At 70.3% G+C, this 18381-nt stretch carries 17 protein-coding genes; 11 read left to right on the top strand and 6 right to left on the bottom strand.

What is annotated here, in order from left to right; all coding sequences use genetic code 11:
* The first annotated feature begins 232 nt into the window (after nt 1-232).
* Both ACQEVM_RS01890 and ACQEVM_RS01885 read left to right on the top strand, forming a co-directional pair.
* On the top strand, nt 233-1786 hold the full coding sequence (locus tag ACQEVM_RS01890; protein ID WP_433073954.1) for a PP2C family protein-serine/threonine phosphatase: 1554 nt from the start codon (nt 233-235) through the stop codon (nt 1784-1786).
* A gap of 92 nt (nt 1787-1878) precedes the next feature.
* Complete coding sequence (locus tag ACQEVM_RS01885) at nt 1879-3345, top strand: aminopeptidase P family protein (protein ID WP_433073951.1); 1467 nt, start codon at nt 1879-1881, stop codon at nt 3343-3345.
* A 113-nt stretch (nt 3346-3458) separates the two neighbouring features.
* Here the strand turns inward: ACQEVM_RS01885 and ACQEVM_RS01880 are convergent, their stop codons facing one another.
* The gene (locus ACQEVM_RS01880; protein ID WP_433073948.1) at nt 3459-3938 is read right to left on the bottom strand and encodes an ATP-binding protein; all 480 of its coding nucleotides are present in this window, start codon (nt 3936-3938) and stop codon (nt 3459-3461) included.
* A 221-nt stretch (nt 3939-4159) separates the two neighbouring features.
* On the opposite strand from ACQEVM_RS01880, the gene ACQEVM_RS01875 reads away from it, so the two are divergent.
* The 9 genes from ACQEVM_RS01875 to ACQEVM_RS01835 all read left to right on the top strand — a co-directional run bounded on the left by ACQEVM_RS01875 (nt 4160) and on the right by ACQEVM_RS01835 (nt 13935).
* Nucleotides 4160-4969 carry a hypothetical protein gene (locus tag ACQEVM_RS01875; protein WP_433073945.1) on the top strand — a complete coding sequence of 270 codons (810 nt, stop codon included), beginning with the start codon at nt 4160-4162 and terminating at the stop codon, nt 4967-4969.
* 112 nt (nt 4970-5081) lie between these two features.
* Nucleotides 5082-5795, top strand: a complete 714-nt coding sequence (locus ACQEVM_RS01870; protein WP_433073942.1) for a YcnI family copper-binding membrane protein — start codon at nt 5082-5084, stop codon at nt 5793-5795.
* Nucleotides 5796-5863: 68 nt separating this feature from the next.
* A complete protein-coding gene (locus ACQEVM_RS01865) occupies nt 5864-6517 on the top strand; it encodes an SCO family protein (protein WP_433073939.1) in 654 nt (217 codons plus the stop codon).
* A complete protein-coding gene (locus ACQEVM_RS01860; RefSeq protein WP_433073936.1) occupies nt 6514-6999 on the top strand; it encodes a copper chaperone PCu(A)C in 486 nt (161 codons plus the stop codon). The genes ACQEVM_RS01865 and ACQEVM_RS01860 overlap by 4 nt, the downstream gene beginning before the upstream one ends.
* A gap of 22 nt (nt 7000-7021) precedes the next feature.
* Nucleotides 7022-9052 (top strand): copper resistance protein CopC, encoded by a 2031-nt coding sequence (locus tag ACQEVM_RS01855; protein ID WP_433073933.1) that lies wholly within the window; start codon nt 7022-7024, stop codon nt 9050-9052.
* On the top strand, nt 9049-10344 hold the full coding sequence (gene efeB / locus ACQEVM_RS01850; protein WP_433079761.1) for an iron uptake transporter deferrochelatase/peroxidase subunit: 1296 nt from the start codon (nt 9049-9051) through the stop codon (nt 10342-10344). Before ACQEVM_RS01855 ends, efeB begins: the two co-directional genes overlap by 4 nt.
* 42 nt (nt 10345-10386) lie before the next feature.
* Nucleotides 10387-11322, top strand: coding sequence for a prephenate dehydratase (pheA, locus tag ACQEVM_RS01845; RefSeq protein WP_433073930.1), 936 nt, complete (start codon nt 10387-10389; stop codon nt 11320-11322).
* Nucleotides 11323-11848: 526 nt separating this feature from the next.
* Nucleotides 11849-13126 (top strand): serine--tRNA ligase, encoded by a 1278-nt coding sequence (serS, locus tag ACQEVM_RS01840; RefSeq protein ID WP_433073927.1) that lies wholly within the window; start codon nt 11849-11851, stop codon nt 13124-13126.
* Nucleotides 13123-13935 (top strand): HAD family hydrolase, encoded by an 813-nt coding sequence (locus ACQEVM_RS01835; protein ID WP_433073924.1) that lies wholly within the window; start codon nt 13123-13125, stop codon nt 13933-13935. Before serS ends, ACQEVM_RS01835 begins: the two co-directional genes overlap by 4 nt.
* 175 nt (nt 13936-14110) lie before the next feature.
* Here ACQEVM_RS01835 and ACQEVM_RS01830 read toward each other — a convergent pair whose 3' ends face one another.
* From ACQEVM_RS01830 to ACQEVM_RS01810, 5 genes are all read right to left on the bottom strand, one after another.
* Nucleotides 14111-14758 (bottom strand): rhomboid-like protein, encoded by a 648-nt coding sequence (locus tag ACQEVM_RS01830; protein ID WP_433073921.1) that lies wholly within the window; start codon nt 14756-14758, stop codon nt 14111-14113.
* Nucleotides 14759-14842: 84 nt separating this feature from the next.
* Nucleotides 14843-15562 (bottom strand): ABC transporter permease, encoded by a 720-nt coding sequence (locus ACQEVM_RS01825; protein ID WP_433073918.1) that lies wholly within the window; start codon nt 15560-15562, stop codon nt 14843-14845.
* Between the two features lie 14 nt (nt 15563-15576).
* On the bottom strand, nt 15577-16488 hold the full coding sequence (locus ACQEVM_RS01820) for an ABC transporter ATP-binding protein (protein ID WP_433073915.1): 912 nt from the start codon (nt 16486-16488) through the stop codon (nt 15577-15579).
* A complete protein-coding gene (locus ACQEVM_RS01815) occupies nt 16485-17372 on the bottom strand; it encodes an ABC transporter permease subunit (RefSeq protein WP_433073912.1) in 888 nt (295 codons plus the stop codon). The genes ACQEVM_RS01820 and ACQEVM_RS01815 overlap by 4 nt, the downstream gene beginning before the upstream one ends.
* Nucleotides 17362-18369, bottom strand: coding sequence for an ABC transporter ATP-binding protein (locus ACQEVM_RS01810; RefSeq protein WP_433073909.1), 1008 nt, complete (start codon nt 18367-18369; stop codon nt 17362-17364). Before ACQEVM_RS01810 ends, ACQEVM_RS01815 begins: the two co-directional genes overlap by 11 nt.
* Nucleotides 18370-18381: the final 12 nt, after the last annotated feature.

The raw sequence follows: 18381 nt of genomic DNA, 5'->3' as shown, positions 1-18381 counted from the left end.
GGTCGAGGCCGGCTGCCGCCGTTAAGGACGACGGGCTGCGCCGGGCGGTTCCCGGCGGGCGCCGGAAGACGTCAACTCGCCCCGGCCACCACCGATTACGTACCCGAGCCCGCAGTGACGCCCGCCCAGTCGATCGCAAAAACCGTCCGCTTGCCGCTTTTTCCGGCCAAGTTTTAGCCTTGGCCGCACAGTGAGTTGCAGTCTCACGGACACCAGGATTCCCACCTGGGCAATGCTGGACATCGCTCCTCGTGTGCGTGTAGATGTGGATCCATTGATGGCGGCGCAGCACGATCTGGGGGTTTGCGATGCTATATGGCGAATCGCACCAGGTGGAAAGGCGGACGCCATGAGCGCCCCGCATCTGCCGAAAGTGGCTGGAATCGATCCAGCAGTTACAGCGTCACCGCACACTCCGGCGCCCACCGCGCCCACGCCCGCACGCAGCACCCCCGCCCAGGCCCCTCCGCCTGCCGCGAGCAGCGTCATCCAGGACCGGCTGGCGGGCATGGTCTCCGACCTCACCACCCTCCACGAACTCACCGAACGCCTCGCCCGGTCCGTCGACCTCGACTCCTCCCTACGCGAATTCCTGCGTGCCGGGGCAGCGCTGGTCGGCGCCCGGCGCGGCCTGGTCGTCCTGGAACCCTCCGACGGGCTCGGCCCCACCACCACGATCGGCCTCGGCCTCGGCCACGCCGACCTCGGCCACATCGAGACGGTGCCGCGCAGCGCCACCTCGTACGGCCGCATCCTGGACGGTCTCCCGGACGCGCACGGCGGCTCCGAGGTGCTCCCCGAACCCGGCGAGGCCCCCGGCACCGGCGGGTTCGGCGTCCCGGTCGACCCGCGTCACCGCGAGGTCGCCGCCCGACTCGGCTACGCGGCCAGCTACGCGTTGCCGCTGACCGCCGAGGCCACCGGTCGACTCGGCGCGGCCGTCTGGCTCTACGACGAGCAGGCCGAACCGAGCGACCGCCAGCGCGACCTCGCGGGCCTGTACGTGCGGCACGCCGCCGAACACCTGGCCCGCATGGTCGAGGTGGAGCGTTCCCGCTCCCACCTGGCCATCGTCGTCGAGGAGCTGCTGCCCAGTCGGCTGCCCCGGATCCCCGGCGTGCAGCTCGCGGCCCGGCACCACACCGGCCCGCGCGGCGGCGGCGACTGGTACGACGCACTGCCGCTGCCCGAGGGGGCCATGGGCCTGGCCGTGGGCTCCGTGACCGGCACCGGTCCGAGCGCCGTCGCCGCGATGGGCCGGCTGCGGGCCTCCCTGCGCGCGTACGCCGTCATGGAGGGGGAGGACCCCGTCGCGGTCCTCTCCGACCTGGAGCTGTTGCTGCGACTGACGGAGCCCGCGCGCTCGGCCACCGCCCTCTTCGCCTACTGCGAGCCGGCCGCCCGGAAGATCATCCTGGCCGGCGCGGGGCACACACCGCCCCTGCTCATCGGCGAGCGGCGAACCGAGTACGTGGAAACCTCGCTCTCCGCGCCGCTCGGGATGCTGGCCTGCTGGGAGGCGCCGAGCGTGGAGATCGAACCGGCTCCCGGAGAAACGGTGCTGCTCTACACCGACGGACTGCTGCGGCGCACCGGCGACCCCATGGACCGCGCGTACGCCCGGCTGCACGCGGCGGCCGCGGGAGTTCCCCGTGCCGCTCGCGACGATCCGGCCGCGATCTGCGACCACATCCTCCGCACCGTCCTGCCGGAAGGGGACGCCACACCGGCATCGGGGGAGGACGCCACCGAGGACGTCGTCCTGCTCGCCGCCCGGTTTGACTGATTTATCACATAGTTCGCCGGGCATCTTCCGCTCACCCATACGATGGACGAGGTCCGTACCCGGTCCTTGCATGTCGTAGCTGAGGAGATGACGTGGCTGACGAGCTCACCCCGGAGACCCCGGAAGAAGAGCAGCCCAAGAAGAAGCACAAGCAGCGCAAGAACGGGCTGTACCCGGGCGTCAGCGAGGAACTCGCGGAAAGCATGCGCACCGGCTGGGCCGACACGGAGCTGCGTGGACTGGAGCCGATCGCCCAGGCCACGCACACCGCCGACCGCCGCGCCGCGCTGTCCGCGCGCTTCCCCGGCGAGCGTCTGGTCGTCCCCGCCGGCCGGCTCAAGACCCGGTCGAACGACACCGAGTACCCCTTCCGCGCCTCGACCGAGTACGCGTACCTCACCGGTGACCAGACCGAGAACGGCGTTCTCGTCCTGGAGCCCACGGGCGAGACCGGCCACACCGCGACCATCTACCTGCTGCCCCGCTCCGACCGCGAGAACGGCGAGTTCTGGCTGTCCGGCCAGGGCGAGCTGTGGGTCGGCCGCCGCCACTCCCTCGCCGAGGCCGAGCAGCTGCTGGGCATCCCCGCCAAGGACGTCCGCGAACTCGCCGAGGCCCTCGCCGAGGCGGAGGGCCCGGTCCGCAACGTCCGCGGCCACGACTCCGTCATCGAGACCGCCCTCACCGACAAGGTGACGAAGGAGCGCGACGAGCAGCTGCGCGTCCACCTCTCCGAGGCCCGCGCGGTGAAGGACGACTTCGAGATCGGCGAGCTGCAGAAGGCCGTCGACTCCACCGTCCGCGGCTTCGAGGACGTCGTGAAGGTGCTCGACAAGGCCGAGGCCACGTCCGAGCGCTACATCGAGGGCACCTTCTTCCTCCGTGCCCGCGTCGAGGGCAACGACGTCGGCTACGGCTCCATCTGCGCCGCCGGCCCGCACGCCTGCACCCTGCACTGGGTCCGCAACGACGGCGACGTCCGCTCCGGCGACCTGCTGCTGCTCGATGCCGGCGTGGAGACCCACTCCCTCTACACCGCCGACGTGACGCGCACCCTGCCGATCAACGGCACGTACACCGACATCCAGCGCAAGATCTACGACGCGGTCTACGAGTCCCAGGAAGCCGGCATCGCCGCCGTCAAGCCGGGCGCGAAGTTCCGCGACTTCCACGACGCCTCGCAGCACGTGCTCGCCGAGAAGCTCGTCGAGTGGGGCCTGCTGGAGGGCCCCGTCGAGCGCGTCCTGGAGCTGGGGCTCCAGCGCCGCTGGACCCTGCACGGCACCGGCCACATGCTCGGCATGGACGTCCACGACTGCGCGGCCGCGCGCACCGAGGCGTACGTGGACGGCACGCTGGAGCCCGGCGTGTGCCTCACGGTCGAGCCCGGTCTGTACTTCCAGGCCGACGACCTGACCGTGCCCGAGGAGTACCGCGGCATCGGTGTCCGGATCGAGGACGACATCATCGTCACCGAGGACGGCAACCGGAACCTCTCCGCCGGTCTGCCCCGCAGCTCGGTCGAGGTCGAGGCCTGGATGGCGCGCCTCAAGGGCTGACATCGCCTGACAACCGGGTGGGCGGGACCCGTTGACGGGTCCCGCCCACCGGCATGTCCGAGGACGGGCGCCGGGGGTGCCGGGCAGTACCGACGGGCTTGCGGCCCCCGCTGCTACGACGCCGTCAACAGGGCGCCGTCACGCCATTTGAGGATCTTGTCGAAGCTGACCACCGCGCCCTGTCCCGGCCCGTTGCAGAAGCGGACGTGGTCGGCGAGTTCCGTGATCAGCCACAGGCCGCGGCCGTGCTCCTTCTCCGAGGCCTCGACCTGCGGGGAGCCGTGACCCTCGACCGTCTTCGGCGGGAAGCCCGGGCCCGAGTCCGTCACCTCGATGCGGCAACGGTCCCCGTCCAGGTAAGCCGTGACCCGGTACGCCGCCCACTCCTCCGGGACCGGTCCGCCGGAGCAGGCGGCCGACGCCGGGCCACCGTGCTCGACCGCGTTCGCACACGCCTCGCTCAGCGCCACCGACAGGTCGAAGGAAATGTCGGGATCCACCCCCGCGGTCTCCATCGTCCCCAGCAGCAACCGCCTGGCGAGCGGCACGCTCGCGGCTTCGCGCCTCAAGTGGAGAGACCACCAGATGCTCATACGGTTACCTATTGCCGCCCGAGGTCGGCCGTAAGCCCCCGAGAGCGGACAGAGCGCTCATTCGGCCGATGTGGCGCTCCCGAGCGGCGGTGTACGGCCGGCGACACCCACCACCGCCACGGGCCCTCTCCGGCCCGCACACCGCTTCCCCGGGGGGACGCATGGGACCTTCCGGACCTGCCGTATGAGCCGCCGGGGGGCAGTGCGATGATGACCCGGCCATGACTGCCCCCCACACGACGCAGGCCGGAGCAGGCCTCCGGACGATCCGGGCCGCGGTGTTCGCCGCGGTCTGCGTCGTGCTGTCCGCCGTCGGGCACGCCCTGGCGTCCTGCGCCACCGTTCCCTGGTGGGCACTCGGCATCGGCTTCGTCGCGGTCCTCGCGGTCGCGACGCCGCTCGCCGGCCGCCGGCGCTCGCTGCCCGGCATCGCCGCCGGGCTCACCGTCGGCCAGTTGGGACTCCACGCGGTCTTCGGCCTCGGCCAGCACAGCGCCGCCTCGGCGGCGGAGCCCGCCCTGTCCGACTCGTCGCTCGCGGCCCTCGCCGCCCGGCTGGTCTGCGGCGGCAACTCCGTTCCGATCAATCCGGCCGACGCCCGGCAGATCCTGGTGAGCGCCGGACTGGACCCGGCCGCGATGGCCGAGCAGGCCGCCGCGCAGGGTCACATGGCCCACGCACACGCGGCCCAGGCCGCAGCCGTTCCGGCGACCGGACTGTTCAGCCCCGCCATGCTGCTCGGCCACCTGCTGGCCGCGCTCGCCGCCGGCTGGCTCCTCGGGCGCGGCGACACCGCGCTGTTCCGGCTCGTCGAGCTGTCCCGGCTCTCCGCCGAAGCCGACCCCGTACGTCCGCTGCGCGCCGCGCTGGCCCTCGTACGCGTCCTCGGCCGCGGGCTCCTCGGAACGTCCTCCCGTACTCCCCGGACCCGACGGACCTCGGTCGCGCCGGTCGCGGCGACCGGGCGGGAGGCCCTCCAGCACACGGTGATCAGGCGCGGCCCACCCGGCGGCCTCGCCCTCGCAGCCTGACGCGGCATCCCCACCTCCCCGGAACACACTGCGGGAGCACCGGTGCCGCGAACTCCGCGCGCGCCCGTGCGCGGGGCCACCGTCACACCGTTTCCCGTGGAGTGTTTCTGCCATGAAGGCCTCTCGCGTCTCGTTCGCCGCCGCCCTCGCCGCCGGTACCGTCCTCGTCCTCTCCGGCACCGCCTTCGCCCACGTCGGCGTACAGCCCGGCGAGGCCACCAAGGGTGGCTACGCCGTCATCAACTTCAAGGTCCCCAACGAGCGTGACAACGCGTCGACGACCCAGCTGGAGGTCAACTTCCCGATCGACCAGCCGCTGACCTCCGTCATGCCGCAGGACGTCCCCGGCTGGACCGTGAAGGTCGAGAAGTCCAAGCTCGACAAGCCGCTCACCGTGCACGGCAAGCAGATCAACGAGGCCGTCACCAAGGTGACCTGGAGCGGCGGCAAGATCGAGCCCGGCAAGTTCCAGCAGTTCCCGGTGTCGGTCGGCAAGCTGCCGGAGAACGCGGACCAGATGGTCCTCAAGGCCATCCAGACGTACGACAACAACGAGGTCGTCCGCTGGATCGAGGAGGCCAAGGAGGGCGCGGCGGAACCGCAGAACCCGGCGCCCGTCCTGAAGCTGGTCGCCGCCAAGGCCGGTGACGACCACCACGCCGCAGGGGACGCCAAGACCGACGACGCCAAGAGCGACGACAAGGCCCACGACGAGGCCGCGAAGAGCGGCTCGGACACGACGGCGCGCGCCCTCGGCATCGCGGGCATCGTGATCGGGCTGGGCGGCGTCGCCTTCGGAATCGCCTCGCGTCGTCGCGCCTCCTGACCCGACGGGCCCGCAGGCCCTGTCATTCGGACCATCCGCACCATCCCCGATCCCAGGGACACCTCCCCATGCGCACCACACGTGTGACGGTCGCCGCGCTCCTCGCGGCGGCCGCCCTCACCCTCACCGCCTGCGGCAGTGAAACCGCCAAGACCGGCGACTCGGTCAAGCAGATCAGCGGCCAGGCCAAGGCCGGGGCCGCGACGGTCCTCGACCGTCCCTTCGACAAGCCGGACCTGGTCCTCACGGACACCACCGGCAAGCCGTGGAACCTGCGCGAGCAGACCAAGGGCCGGCCGACGCTCATCTACTTCGGCTACACCAACTGCCCCGACGTGTGCCCGCTGACGATGAGCAACATCGCCGTCGCCCGCAAGGCGCTTCCCAAGGCGGACCAGGACAAGCTCCAGGTCGTCTTCGTCACCACCGACCCCGAACGGGACACCCCCGACTCCCTCGGCGCGTGGCTCAAGGCACAGGACCCGTCCTTCATCGGACTCACCGGGGACTTCGCCACCATCCAGGCCGGCGCACGCACGCTCGGCATCGGTATCGAGGCCGCCAAGAAGGAGGCCGACGGCAGCGTCGTCTCCATGCACGGCGCCCAGGTCATCGCGTTCTCGCCCAAGACCGACGAGGGCTACGTCCTCTACGGCGAGGGCACCACCGTCGATGACTACACCAAGGACCTGCCGAAGCTCGTCAAGGGAGACACCCCGTGAACGCCCGCACCACCCGCACCCTCGCCGCCACGCTCTCCCTGACGGCAGCGCTCGCCATATCGGGCTGTTCCTCGGACTCCGACACCAAGGCCGACGGCGCCAAGCCGAAGATGACCGTCAGCGGGGCCTTCATGCCCGAGCCGGTCAACGACAAGATGGCCGGCGCGTTCATGGTCATCAAGAACGACTCGAAGACCGCGGACAAGCTCACCGGCGTCACCAGCCCCCTCTCGGACGATCTCCAGATCCACGAGACCAAGGACCAGAAGATGCAGCAGGTCGCGTCGATGGACGTGCCCGCGAACGGCGAACTGAACCTGGAGCGCGGCGGCAACCACGTCATGTTCATGGGTCTCAAGAACAAGCCGAAGGTCGGCGACAAGGTCACCGTCGAGCTGCGCTTCGAGAAGGCCGACCCCGTCAAGGTCGAGCTGGACGTCAAGGAACGGACGTACAACGCGCAGAACTCCAACGCCCACTGACGGACCGAGGAACCGACACGCCATGACGGCCACCGCCCCCGCCCCCGCCCCGGTCCGCGCGCACATCCCGGCCTTCCTGCCGCGATGCGCGCTGGTCCTCGCAGCCCTGCTGGCAACCCTGTTCGCCGCGGCCGCGCCGGCCACGGCACACGCCGCACTCACCGCGAGCGACCCCAAGGACGGGGCGGTGGTCGCCACGGCACCCGCCCAGGTCACCCTCTCCTTCTCGGAGCAGGTCGCCATGGGCGACGACTCCATCCGCGTGATGGACCCGCAGGGCAAGCGCGTGGACACCGGTGAACTCCGCGACATGTGCAGCGGCTCCACCGTCCGCTACGGCACCGCCCTGCACTCCGGCCTGCCCAACGGCACGTACACCGTGGCCTGGCAGGCCGTGTCGGCGGACAGCCACCCCATCTCGGGTGCCTTCACCTTCTCCATCGGCGCCCCGTCGGCCACCCAGGTCGCCCTTCCCTCGCAGCAGGCCGGCGGCGGCCCGGTGGGCGTCGCCTACGGGCTGGCCCGGTACGCCGCCTACGCGGGCTTCATCGTGCTCGTCGGCGGCGCCGCGTTCATCCTGCTGTGCTGGCGGCGGGGATCCATCGAACGTCCCCTGCAGAAGCTCGTGCTGCGCGGCTGGGTCACGTTGACCGCCGCCACGCTGGCGATGCTCGCGCTGCGCAACCCGTACACCGGGTCGGGGAAGTTCGCCGACGTCTTCGACCTCGACGGCCTCAAGGCCGTGCTGGAGACCAAGACCGGCGCCTCCCTCGTCTCCAGGCTGCTTCTCCTCGGCGCGGCCGCGCTCTTCATCGCCGTGCTGTTCGGGGCGTACGCGCGCCGGCAGCAGGCGGCCGGGACGGCGACCATCCCGGCCCCGTCCCGGAAGGAGGCCGAGGCAGGCGACACCGGGGCACAGGACCGCAAGGACACCGCCGATCTCGCCTTCGGACTCGGCATCGGCGGATCCGTCCTGGCCGCCGGAATCGCCGCGACCTGGGCGCTGGCCGAGCACGCCTCCACGGGCATCCAGCCGGGCATCGCGATGCCCGCGGACATCCTGCACCTGCTCGCCGTCGCCACCTGGCTCGGTGGACTCGCCGCCCTGCTGGTCGCCCTCCACAAGGTCCCCGACATCGAGCGCGAGGCCGTCCGGCGCTTCTCCAAGGTCGCCTTCATCAGCGTCCTGGTGGTCACGATCACCGGCGTCTACCAGTCCTGGCGCCAGCTCGGAAGCTGGTCCGCCCTGACCGACACAAGCTACGGACGGCTGCTGCTGATCAAGGTCGCCCTCGTGGCCGTCCTCGTCGGCATCGCCTACGTCTCGCGGGGCTGGACCGCCCGGCTCGCCGAAGGCCGAGTGTCGAACAGGGCGGCCGGGGCGAAGGTCGTTGTTTCACGTGAAACAACGGCCGATGTTTCACGTGAAACATCGCGAAAGACGGTCCCCGCGGCATCGCGTGAAACCGTTCCCTCCGACCCCAAGCGCGCCGCCCAGCTCGCCCGGCAGCGCGCCGCCCGCGAGAACGCGCGAGAGAAGCAGGTCCGGGACTCCGACCCGGGCCGCGCCGGACTGCGCCGCTCCGTGCTCGCCGAGGCGTGTGTGGCCGTGGCACTGCTCGCCGTCACCACCGTCCTGACGAACACCGAACCGGGCCGCGCGGTGCAACAGGAGGTCGGCCGCAACGGCTCGGCCACCGCGGTCCCCAACCGGGCCGTGAAGATCGCCCTGCCCTTCGACACCGGCGGCCAGAACGGCAAGGGCACCGTACGGCTGGAGCTGGACCCCGGCCGGGTGGGTGCCAACACCCTCCACCTCTGGGCCGACGGCCCTGACGGGCAGCCGCTCGACCTTCCCGAGATCAAGGTCGCCTTCACCCTCCCGGCCAAGGACATCGGCCCGCTGCCGCTCGCCCCGGACCGGGCCGCTCCCGGACACTGGGCGTCGTCCGGAGTCCAGCTGCCCCTGGCGGGCGAGTGGCGCATCGACGTGACCGTCCGTACCTCCGACATCGACCAGACGACCGTCCAGAAGAACGTGAAGATCGGCTGACCAGCGTGACCGAGAGCAGCGACAACCACCCCGACATCGAGATCTCCCGGCGCCGGCTGCTGGGCACGGTCGGCGCCGCGGGCGCCGCCGGGCTCGCGCTCGGGGGCGTCGGTGGCGCCCTCACCCACTCGGCACTGTCCGACTCCCCTGCCGGCGGCGCTCCCGGCGCCGCGGGGGCCCTCACCTCCCTCGGCGCCACGGAGGTCGCCTTCCAGGGTGACCACCAGGCCGGCATCGTCACGCCGCTCCAGGCCAAGGGCCACGTGCTGGCCTTCGACCTGGCCCCCGGCGCCGGCCGCACGGAGGCGGCCGCACTGATGCGCCGCTGGTCCGAAACGGCCCGGCGGCTGATGGCGGGAGAGACCGCGCCGAACGCCGACAGCGGCATCGCCCTCGACGCGGGGCCCTCGTCCCTCACCGTCACCTTCGGCTTCGGCCACTCCTTCTTCGAACGCACCGGCTTGGCCGCCCGCCGCCCCACCTCCCTGGACCCGCTGCCGAACTTCTCGTCGGACCGACTGGACCCCCAGCGGAGCAACGGCGACCTGTGGGTCCAGGTCGGCGCGAACGACGGGCTCGTGGCCTTCCACGCGCTGCGCGCCCTGCACAAGGACGCGGGTGAGGCCGCCCGGGTGCGTTGGCAGATGAACGGCTTCAACCGGTCTCCCGGCGCGACGGTCTCCGCGATGACCGCCCGCAATCTGATGGGCCAGGTCGACGGCACCGGCAACCCGAAGCCCTCGGAACCCGACTTCGACAAGCGGATCTTCGTGCCCGCCGGCGGACCCGGCCCCGCGGAGCACTCCTGGATGGCCGGGGGCTCGTACGCCGTCGTCCGCCGGATCCGCATGCTCCTCGACGACTGGGACAGGCAGCCCACGGCCAAGCAGGAGCAGGTCATCGGTCGTACGAAGGCCACCGGGGCGCCCCTCACCGGGGGCGGCGAGACCACCGAGATGGACCTGAACAAGTTCGGCGGCGACGGCAAGCCGGTGATCCCGTCCAACGCCCACGCACGGATCTCGGCTCCCGAGCAGAACGGAGGAGCGGCCATGCTGCGTCGTCCGTTCTCCTTCCACGACGGGATCGCCGCCGACGGAACCCCCGACGCCGGGCTGCTCTTCATCTGCTGGCAGGCCGATCCGCTGCGCGGTTTCGTACCCGTCCAGCGCAAGCTCGACCGCGGTGACGCCCTGTCCGAGTTCATCCGGCACGAGTCCAGTGGTCTGTACGCGGTCCCGCCCGGGCCACGTGCCGGGGAGTACGTCGGGCAGCGGCTGCTCGAAGGGTGAACAGCCCGTCGGTGTCACGGCCTCCGGCATTAGGCTGATCGCATGTCGGCCACTCGTTTCACCTATCTCGGTCCCGAGGGCACTTTCACCGAAGCAGCCCTTCGCACCCTGCCGGAAGCCGCCACCCGGGAGCTCGTCCCGATGGTGTCCGTGCCGGCCGCGCTCGACGCCGTCCGCAACGGTGAAGCCGCCGCCGCGCTCGTTCCGATCGAGAATTCGGTGGAGGGCGGGGTCACCGCCACCCTCGACGAGCTGGCGTCGGGCGAGCCGCTGATGATCTACCGCGAGGTGCTGCTGCCCATCGCGTTCGCGCTCCTCGTCCGGCCCGGTACCAAGCTGTCGGACGTCAAGACGGTCACCGGGCACCCGGTGGCCCAGCCGCAGGTCCGCAATTGGCTGCGGGCGAACCTGCCCGACGCGGTGTGGGAATCGGCCGCGTCCAACGCCGACGGTGCCCGGCTGGTGCAGGAGGGTCGGTTCGACGCCGCCTTCGCGGGCGAGTTCGCCGCCGCCACGTACGGGCTGGAGGCTCTGGTCACCGAGATCCACGACGCGGAGAACGCCGAGACCCGGTTCGTGCTCGTCGGCCGGCCCGCGCGGCCGGCGGCGCCGACCGGCGCCGACAAGACCTCCGTGGTGCTGTGGCTCGGCGACGACCACCCCGGTGCCCTGTTGGAACTGCTCCAGGAGTTCGCCGTGCGCGGCGTCAACCTGATGTTGATCCAATCCCGGCCGACGGGCGCGGGCATCGGCAACTACTGCTTCGCGGTCGATGCCGAGGGCCACATCTCCGACCGGCGGGTCAGCGAGGCACTGATGGGGCTGAAGCGGACGTGTCCGCAGGTTCGGTTCCTCGGTTCGTATCCGCGGGCGGGTGTCGCTCTGGGTGACGTGCGCGCCGCGCGACCCGGTACCTCCGACGGCGACTTCACGGCGGCCTCCGACTGGCTGACGCGCTGCCTCGACGGCCGCGCGTAGGACTTCGTCCACTGTCCACAGAGTTATCCACAGGACGAGATGGTGACCTGGGGACAAGTCGACAGAGCAGCATGACAAGGTCGACAAATCGGTCGGGTGGCCCGGGTTTCGCGCTGGAGAGCGGAAGGTGAACGGCGTCACCCATGCATCGCAGATCAACTCTTTGGGGCGAGTCATTCCCACCCGAATGAGTGTGTGAGGGTGGTTTGAACCCTGATTCGCCCCGCTCGACCGACGGCCCCTAATGAACTGTTGGCGTTTCCACAGATGCGGCACACAGCCTGTGGATAAGACGGTTCAGGCAGGAATTCCTGTGGACAAAGAACTGCCCACAGGGCGCCCCGGAAGGCGTCCACGGCTCGACGTTTGCCCCTTTTCAGGGAATCGGCCCGCTTTTATCGACGTACCGAGAACGATCACATCAGGCCGGCGGCCAACAGTTCTACATTCACGGCAATTAGGGCATAACGACACGCAGCGTGATATCGGTGTGATGCCGGGAACCCCAGCCCGGTAGCCTGGAGGGGTGATTGACCTCCGGCTGCTCCGTGAAGACCCTGACCGTGTCCGCGCCTCGCAGCGCGCTCGTGGAGAGGACGTCGGCCTCGTCGACGCACTGCTCTCCGCCGACGAGCGCCGCAGGTCCTCCGGCATGCGCTTCGACGAATTGCGCAACGAACAGAAGTCGCTCGGCAAGCTCATTCCCAAGGCCTCTCCGGAGGAGCGGGCGGAGCTGCTCACCAAGGCCGAACAACTCAAGCAGGACGTCAAGGCGGCCGAGTCCGAGCAGAACGAGGCGGACGAGGCTGCCAAGCGCCTCCTCCTCCAGCTCGGGAACATCGTCCACACCGACGTCCCCGTCGGCGGCGAGGAGGACTTCATCGTCCTCGAGACGCACGGCGTGATCCGCGACTTCGCCGCCGAGGGCTTCGAGGCCAAGGACCACCTGGAACTCGGCGAGTCGCTGGGCGCCATCGACGTCGAACGTGGCGCCAAGGTGTCGGGTTCGCGCTTCTACTACCTCACCGGCGTCGGCGCCCTCCTGGAGCTGGCCCTGGTCAACGCGTCGATCGCGCAGGCCACCGAGGCCGGCTTCATCCCGATGCTGACCCCCGCGCTGGTGCGTCCGCGCGCCATGGAGGGCACGGGATTCCTCGGCCAGGCCGCGGAGAACGTGTACCACCTGGAGAAGGACGACTACTACCTCGTCGGCACCTCCGAAGTACCGCTCGCCGCTTACCACATGGACGAGATCATCGAGGCCGACAAGCTGCCCCTGCGGTACGCCGGCTTCTCGCCGTGCTTCCGCCGCGAGGCCGGCACCTACGGCAAGGACACCCGCGGCATCTTCCGCGTCCACCAGTTCGACAAGGTCGAGATGTTCTCGTACGTCGCGCCGGAGGAGGCCGAGGCCGAGCACCAGCGGCTCCTGGAGTGGGAGAAGCAGTGGCTGACCAGCCTGGAGCTGCCCTTCCAGGTGATCGACGTCGCCACCGGCGACCTGGGCTCCTCCGCATCGCGCAAGTTCGACTGCGAGGCCTGGATCCCGACCCAGGGCAAGTACCGCGAGCTGACCTCCGCCTCGAACTGTGACGGCTTCCAGGCGCGTCGCCTGTCGATCCGCTACCGCGACGGCAAGAAGACCCAGCCGCTCTCCACGCTGAACGGCACCCTGTGCGCCGTCCCGCGCACGATCGTCGCCATCCTGGAGAACCACCAGCAGGCCGACGGTTCCGTGCGGGTCCCCCCGGTACTGCGTCCGTACCTGGGTGGTCGCGAGGTCCTGGAGCCGATCGCCAAGTGAGCCCGGCCCCTTTCCCCTACAAGCTCGTCGCGACGGATCTCGACGGGACGCTGCTGCGTGACGACGACACCGTCTCGGAGCGCACCCGTGAAGCCCTCCTCGCGGCCACCGCCGCGGGCGCGGCGCACATCATCGTCACCGGCCGGGCCGTGCCCTGGACCCGCCACGTGCTCGACGATCTCGGTTACAAGGGGATCGCCGTGTGCGGACAGGGCGCCCAGGTGTACGACGCGGGTGCGCACCGACTCCTGACCTCGGTGACGCTGGACCGCCAACTGGCCGGTCTGGCGCTGTCGAAGATGGAGGCGGACGTCGGTCCGCTGGCGGTCGCCGCCAGCCGGGACGGAGTGGACGGCGAGGTCCTGTTCGGGCCCGGCTACCAGGTCCAGGAAGGGCTGCCGGCCATATACCTGGAGGACACCGCGGCCATCTGGACCGCGCCGCTGAACAAGCTGTACATCCAGCACCCGGGGCTCGGTGACGACGAGCTCGTCAAGGCGGCCCGGGCGACCGTGGGCAGCCTGGTGGACATCGTGATGGCGGGTCCGGGCGTGGTGGAGATCCTGCCCCTGGGGCTGAGCAAGGCGACCGGCCTGTCGCTGGCCGCGCGTCGGCTGGGAGTGAAGGCGGCGGAGACGATCGCCTTCGGCGACATGCCCAACGACATCCCGATGTTCGGTTGGTCGGCGCACGGTGTGGCGATGGCCAATGCCCACCCGGAGCTCAAGGCCGTGGCCGACGAGGTGACGACCTCCAACCAGGAGGACGGCATCGCGGTCGTGCTGGAACGTCTGCTGGGCGCGGCCTGACCGCAGGGCCCGAAGCACGCGAACAGGAGAAAGGTCCGGGAGCAGCCCGCGCCGCGAGGCGCGCTCGAAGTGGCTGTCCCGGACCTTCTTGTTGCTCCCCGCACGGCTCACTCTGCCCCGGCCGCACGCCCCTTACCAGTCATTTTCCGGTGCCCCCGACTCCTCCCTCACGGGGTCATGTTTCACGTGAAACACGAGTCGGTTGCGGATGCCGGGTCAGCGGCCAGGCCAGCAGGCCCACCGCCAGCGCGATGGCGTGTCCGAGGTCCGTGAAGGTTCCGCCGCTGATGAGGGGGATGCCGAAGAAGGCGACGACTCCCACGAGATAGAACCATCTCCACGGGCCGGGGAGCCGGTAGGTCAGGACTCCGGCGGCTGCGGCGAGTCCGTAGCTGACGCCGATGTCGACGACGTGGACCATGCTGCGCGGGGCCCGGTGGTCCCGGATGGCCATCAGCACCAGCTTCTGGCTGACCAGGGTGGCGGTGATGTGGGCGGTGGCGATGATCACGAGCCAGCGCAGGGTGCCGAGCCAGCGTTCGACGGGAGCGTGGAAGAGCTCGAAGAGCGCCGCGTAGAGGGCGAGCGAGGCCGGGTTCTCGATCCAGAACGCGCTGGAGAGCAGGGCTCGAATGGGGTGCCGGGTGAGCTCGTGAATGTTGCTGCTGTTGCGGTGCAGCAGGACGTGGTCCAGATGATCGGGAGCGATCACCACGACCACACTGGTGACAGCGATGATCAACAGCCAGATGTGCGTACCGGGCGAGGAGCGTATCCAGGACCACAGCGGCCTGGAGGGCTCGGGCTCGGCGTGCGGCATCATGCACCGATGATGACCCGCGAAGCTGTGCCCCGCCCGGCCGGTGGGCCGGGCGGGGCACGGTGTGCGACGGCGGTTCCGCCGGTCCTACTCCTCGCCCGCGAGGGTGAGGCGACGCAGCTTCTGGCCCGCGTAGACGGTGGCCCCGACGGTGACCACGACGAGCAGCACCGAGGCGGTGGGCAGGCCCACGGTGGCGTCGACGTACCCCTCGCCGGCGACCTTCTCGGCCAGGGCCAGGGACCACTGCTGGACGCTCAGCGTCTTCGCCCCGGAGACCAGGCTGCCGAAGAGGGACTCCCAGATCAGGGCGTAGACCAGACCGAAGACGACGGCGTGCCGGCTGACGGTGCCCAGCAGCAGGAACAGTGCGCTGTAGGCGATCGAGGCGACGAGGGCGGCCACGGTGTAGGCGACGGCGATCTGCTGACCGTTGCCGTTGAGGATGAAGCCGGCGATCAGGGTGGGGATCGCGGAGAACACCATCGTGACCGCGATGGCGACGATCAGCTTGGTCATGATGATCGTCGGCCGCTTCACCGGCTTGGAGAGCAGGTAGACGATCGAGCCGTCGTCGATCTCGGGGCCGATGGCGCCGGTGCCGGCGATGACACCGATCAGCGGGACCATCGTCGCGAGGGCGAATCCGCCGAGCAGATCGGCGGCGACCTTGTCGTCCAGGCCGGTGAAGGCGCGGACGGCGATGCTGAGGACGATCAGCAGGGCGGGCAGCGCGAAGAGGATCAGCGCGCGGCGGCGGCCGAGCAGGGCCCGGTAGGTGAGCCGGGCGACAGTGGGGTTGTACATGGTTGCCAGCTCCTTCAGGCCGCGACGAGGTAGGAGAAGACCGACTCGAGGGACTCGTCGGAGGGCGAGACCGTCAGCAGCCGGATGCCGTGCTCGCGGGCGACCCGCGGCAGCAGCTCGGTGAAGCGCCCGAAGTCGACGGCCTGGACGCGCAGGACGCCTTCCTTCAGGTCGACCTCGATACCGGCGGTGGACGGGTCGGCGATCAGGGCCGCGGCGAGGACCCGGTCGTCGGAGGAACGGATCACGTAGCGGTGCGGGCGGTCCGTCATCAGGCGACGGATCTTGCGGAAGTCACCGGAGGCCGCGTGCCGGCCGGCCACGACCACCTCGATGTGGGAGGCGAGCTGTTCGACCTCCTCCAGGATGTGCGAGGAGAAGAGCACGGTGCGGCCGTCGTCACCCATGCGCCTCAGCAGATCCATGAGCTGCATGCGCTGACGCGGGTCCATGCCGTTGAACGGCTCGTCGAGGAGCAGCACCGACGGCTCGTGGACCAGGGCGGAGGCCATCTTGACGCGCTGGCGCATGCCCTTGGAGTACGTGGCGATCTTGCGGTCCTGGGCGTACTCCATCTCGACGGTGGCCAGGGCCCGCTGGGCGGCCGCGTCGTCGAGTCCGTGGAGTTCGGCATTGGCGACGACGAACTCGCGGCCGGTGAGGAAGTCGTACATGGCCTCGCGCTCGGGCACGACACCGATCTGCTTGTAGACCTGCTCGTTGCGCCAGATCGGCGTCCCGTCGAGGGTGACCGTGCCGGTGGAGGGGGCCAGGAAGCCGCCCATCATGTTGATGAGCGTGGACTTGCCCGCACCGTTGGGACCGAGGAGGCCGGTGACACCCGGACCGATGCGCATGGTCACGTCGTTGACGGCGACGACGTTCCCGAACCAGCGGGAGGTGTGGTCGATGTCGATGATGGTCACAGCCCGGCCTTCCGGTAGCGGGCCATCAGGGCGGCGTAGGAGCCGACGATGAGCCCGAGGGCGACGAGCAGGTAGACGAAGCCGATGCCGGCCGTGGGGCCCTCGCCGCCGGGGAAGGCGGAGGTGCCGCCCAGGAAGGCGGTCTGGATGCCGTCGATCAGGGTGATCGGGGAGAACAGGCCGAGCCAGTCGATGGCGCCGGTGGAGCCGGTGTTGTACGCGATGCCCTGGACGGCGGTCACCGCTCCGTACGGGATCACGAGCACGGCGATGATGGCGGCGACGCCGAACCCGCGACGCGGGGTCAGTGCGGCCATGATCAGGCCGAGGCCGGCGAAGAGCAGCGACAGGAGCAGTACGGAGACCAGCCCCTGCCCGAACCCCTCGGTCTGGTCCCCGAAGTCGAACTTCGCGAGCAGCGAGCCGACGTACATGATCAGCAACGGGGTGGCGGTGAGGATGAACAGGGCCGAGGCCATGGCCGCGTACTTGGCCACGACGTAGTCCACGCGCTCGATGGGCCGCGAGAAGTACAGCGGCACCGTCTTGAAGCGCAGGTCCCGGGAGACCGACTGCGGGGCCTGGGAGGCGAGGTACAGGCCGATGATCACCTGGGTGGTCAGGGCGTACGTCGTGTACTTGATCGGCAGCTCGGTGGAGCCGGGCACCGCGATGGCCACCGCGACGATGATCAGTGCGGGAACGCACATCACCGCGAAGAGGAGCATCGGCAGCACCTTGGACTTGGCCGAGCGACCGAGGCCGTACGCGCCGCGCAGCGACTGCGAGAACAGCGAGGTGCGCGCGTAGGCACGGCCGAGCCGGGGGCCGTCGTAGGACCGGTAGCCGATGTTGTGGATCTGGGTCGAGGTGTCAGGCGCCATCGGAACCGGCTCCCTTCTGCTGGGTGGGCCGCACCTGCGGGGCGGGCGGCGCGGACGGGTCGTTGTCGCGGAAGACCTCCGCGATGTGGTGGCGGCGCTGCTCCATGCGGACCAGACCGATACCCAGGTCGGCGACGGTGTCGCGGACCGTGTCGTACGTCTCCTCGCCGATCGCCTCGACGAGGAGGACGTGGCCGGCGCCGGGCAGGCCCTGCTCCTCGCCCACCTGCAGGGTGATGCCCGCCTCGGTGAGCGCCTTGCGCAGGGCGGCGGTGCCGTCCGGGTGGGTGTCGGAGTCGGTTACCTCGACCGCCAGGGTCGTGGTGCTCTGCATGAAGTCGCTGGTGGAGCTGGAACGCAGGAGCTTGCCGCCGTCGACGACCACGACGTGGTCGCAGGTCCGCTCCAGCTCTCCGAGGAGGTGGGAGGTGACCAGGACCGAGATCCCGAAGTCGGTGTGGATGCGGCGGATCAGGCCGAGCATCTCGTCGCGACCGACCGGGTCGAGGCCGTTGGTGGGCTCGTCGAGCAGCACCAACTGGGGGTCGTGGACGAGCGCCTGGGCCAGCTTGACCCGCTGCTTCATGCCCGTGGAGTAGCCGCCGATGGGGCGGTAGCGCTCCTCGTACAGGCCCACGTGGCGCAGGGTGTCGGCGGTCCGTTCACGGGCGGCGGTCGGGGGCAGCCCGGACATGCGCGCCATGTGTACGACGAACTCGGTGGCCGAGACGTCGGGGGGCAGGCAGTCGTGCTCGGGCATGTAGCCGACGCGCTCACGGATGGCGCTGCCATGCGTGGAGACGTCGAGCCCGAGCACGGCGGCACGGCCCTCGGTGGCGGGGGACAGTCCCAGCAGAATCTTGATCAGCGTGGACTTGCCGGCTCCGTTGGCACCCACGAGCCCGGTAACGCCGGGCCCGATGTCCAGGGAGAGCCGGTCGAGGGCGGTCACTCGGGGGTACCGCTTGCTCAGGCTTTCGGTCGCGATGACAGTCACAGGCTCGACGTT

This window comes from Streptomyces sp. CA-243310 (assembly GCF_050936775.1).
GTDB lineage: Bacteria > Actinomycetota > Actinomycetes > Streptomycetales > Streptomycetaceae > Streptomyces.
The sequence above is the reverse complement of the archived record's forward strand: the minus strand, read 5'-3'. Positions and strand labels throughout refer to the sequence as shown.

Bases quoted from the DNA above. Each gene is read 5' to 3' on its own strand.
- ACQEVM_RS01880 (WP_433073948.1), bottom strand. From the start codon at position 3,938: ATGAGCATCTGGTGGTCTCTCCACTTGAGGCGCGAAGCCGCGAGCGTG.
- ACQEVM_RS01815 (WP_433073912.1), bottom strand. From the start codon at position 17,372: ATGGCGCCTGACACCTCGACCCAGATCCACAACATCGGCTACCGGTCC.
- pheA (WP_433073930.1), top strand. From the start codon at position 10,387: ATGTCGGCCACTCGTTTCACCTATCTCGGTCCCGAGGGCACTTTCACC.
- ACQEVM_RS01875 (WP_433073945.1), top strand. From the start codon at position 4,160: ATGACTGCCCCCCACACGACGCAGGCCGGAGCAGGCCTCCGGACGATC.
- ACQEVM_RS01890 (WP_433073954.1), top strand. From the start codon at position 233: ATGCTGGACATCGCTCCTCGTGTGCGTGTAGATGTGGATCCATTGATG.
- ACQEVM_RS01855 (WP_433073933.1), top strand. From the start codon at position 7,022: ATGACGGCCACCGCCCCCGCCCCCGCCCCGGTCCGCGCGCACATCCCG.
- ACQEVM_RS01870 (WP_433073942.1), top strand. From the start codon at position 5,082: ATGAAGGCCTCTCGCGTCTCGTTCGCCGCCGCCCTCGCCGCCGGTACC.
- ACQEVM_RS01830 (WP_433073921.1), bottom strand. From the start codon at position 14,758: ATGATGCCGCACGCCGAGCCCGAGCCCTCCAGGCCGCTGTGGTCCTGG.
- ACQEVM_RS01865 (WP_433073939.1), top strand. From the start codon at position 5,864: ATGCGCACCACACGTGTGACGGTCGCCGCGCTCCTCGCGGCGGCCGCC.
- ACQEVM_RS01825 (WP_433073918.1), bottom strand. From the start codon at position 15,562: ATGTACAACCCCACTGTCGCCCGGCTCACCTACCGGGCCCTGCTCGGC.